Annotated in this window: 2 protein-coding genes; both read left to right on the forward strand. The window is 76.0% G+C overall.

The window, feature by feature from the left end:
* The first annotated feature begins 104 nt into the window (after positions 1–104).
* A complete protein-coding gene (locus GTW08_RS05490; RefSeq protein WP_073576911.1) occupies positions 105–803 on the forward strand; it encodes a MadR family response regulator transcription factor in 699 nt (232 codons plus the stop codon).
* Between the two features lie 238 nt (positions 804–1,041).
* Positions 1,042–2,240: DUF222 domain-containing protein (locus tag GTW08_RS05495; protein WP_161151506.1), on the forward strand; the 1,199-nt coding region annotated here is incomplete at its 3' end.

Consider the following 2,240-nt stretch of genomic DNA (forward strand, 5'->3'; position numbering starts at 1 on the left):
TCGGCGCGCGCGGCCCCGGCCACGGCGGTGGTCACAGCGGTGGTCACGGCATCCCCGGTCAGGCGGGCCCCGGGCAGGGCGGCGGGAACGCGCCGGGCGGCGGGATGCACGGGTCCGGTGGGACCGCCGCGACCCGCACCGGTCCCGGTCCCGCGGGAGTCGCGGCGCGGCCGATCCGGATCGTGCTGGTCGACGACCACTCGATCATGCGCCAGGGGCTGCGCGCGGTACTGGAGCGCGAGGACGACCTGCGCATCGTGGGCGAGGCGGGCAGCGCACCGGAGGCGTTCGCCGCCGTCGCGACCGGCCGGCCGCAGGTGGTGCTGCTCGACCTCAAGCTGGCGTCCGGCCCGCAGACCGACGGTCTCGAGGTCTGCCGCAAGCTGTGCGCCGACCACCCCGGCATCGGGGTGCTGGTGCTGACGACCTTCGCCGAGGACCGCCTCGTCGTCGAGTCGGTGCAGGCCGGCGCCCGCGGCTACGTGGTGAAGGACGTCGACACCACCGAGCTCGTCCGTGCCATCCGCGCGGTGTCCCGCGGAGAGAGCGCGTTCGACGCCCGGTCCGCGTCGGCGATGGTGCGGTCGCTGTCCGGCGGGATGCCCGACCGGGAACGGCTGACCGACCGTGAGCTGGACGTGCTCCGCCTGCTGGCCCGGGGGCTGTCCAACCGCGCGATCGGCGCCGAGCTGTTCATCTCCGAGACGACGGTCAAGTTCCACGTCGGCAACCTGATGCGCAAGCTGATGGTGTCGCGTCGCGCCGAGGCGGTCTACGCGGCCACCAAGCTCGGCCTCCTCTGACCTCGATGTCCCCGGCCACGCCTCTCCGCCCGGCACGGCGGCACGGCGGCACGGCGGCACGGCGGCACGGCGGGAGGGTGTGTGCGAGGCGAGGGGGCGTCGTCGCTGATTCCGGATCGCGTTCCGCGGAACGCGATCGCCCCGGTCCGCGCCGATCCCACCGTCGGTGTGGACCGGAACTGTCGGGCCCACCCGGCACACTCCTGTCGAACACACGTTCGACGAAGGAGAAAGCGCCGTGCCGACCTCCACCCCCACGACCACGCCCGCCGGTGAACTGAGCCTGCCGGATCTCGAGTCCGAACTCCTCGGTCTCGCGGGCCACATCGCCGCCGCCGAGTGCCGGTTCCTGCGCCTGCTCGCCGAGTTCGACGACCGCGGCGGCTGGTGCGGCGTCGGCGTCCGGTCCTGCGCCCATTGGCTGACCTGGCGGGCGGGGATGAGCCTGCGCACCGCGACCGAGCACCTGCGGGTCGCGCACGCACTGACCCGGCTGCCCCGGATCACCGAGGCGTTCGCGGCCGGCCGGATCTCCTACTCCAAGGTCCGGGCCGTCACCCGCCTCGTCGGCGCGGACGACGCGGTCCTCGACCGCATGGCCGCCGCTGCTCCGCCGGCCACCGCCACGGAGCCGCTCCGGCGCCCAGGTCGCGACCCCGACGACGACTCCGGCGGGGCATCGGTCGACTGCGCAGCACGGGGAGGGCCAGACGACACCGTCCGGGGAGCGGGAGACGCGTCCGACACGGGCACGGACCGCAGCGCCGGAGACGTCGACGGCCCCGGAACGGGCGCCGGATCCGACCTGTCGGACGGCGGGAGGACGGACAGAGCCACCACGTCACCCGCCGGACGCGGGGACACCGGTCCGTGGGACGGCACGGGGAGCCGGCCGGTCGCCGTCGCCGCTCCGGAGCCGCTCGGGGACACCGAGCCGGACTATCCTCCGCTGGTCGCAGCCGGGCCGGACGCCGAGCAGGTGCTCCTGGACCTGGCGCTCGGCGGGACCGCGAGCCATGTCGAGACCGTCGTCCGCGCGGTCCGCCGCCGCTGCGCGCCGCCGCGCGACGTCGCCGCCCGGCGCGGGGTGAGCTGGCACCACGACGTCGACGGGTCCCTGGTCGTACGGGCCCGGCTCACTCCCGAGGACGGCGCCCTCCTGGTCGCCGCGATCGAGGCCGGGGTCGCCACCGCACGCCCGGCTCCCGCCGGCCACACCGCCCCGCCCGGCGACGAGGACACCGACGATCCGGCCGCACGTGAGGGGCGACGGTCGGGGTGGGACGGGCCCGATCCGCACGAACAGGCCCGCCGCACGGAGGAACAGACACCGGGCGCCGTCGTCGACACCCTGGCCGCCCGGCGGGCCGACGCCCTGCTGGACCTGGTCGTCCGCGGGCCGGGAGCGGCCGGAGCCGCGGTGGTCGAGCGGGGTGC

It is taken from the genome of Pseudonocardia sp. SID8383, assembly GCF_009864975.1.
Classification (GTDB): domain Bacteria; phylum Actinomycetota; class Actinomycetes; order Mycobacteriales; family Pseudonocardiaceae; genus Pseudonocardia; species Pseudonocardia alni.

Bases quoted from the DNA above. Each gene is read 5' to 3' on its own strand.
- GTW08_RS05490 (WP_073576911.1), top strand. From the start codon at position 105: ATGCACGGGTCCGGTGGGACCGCCGCGACCCGCACCGGTCCCGGTCCC.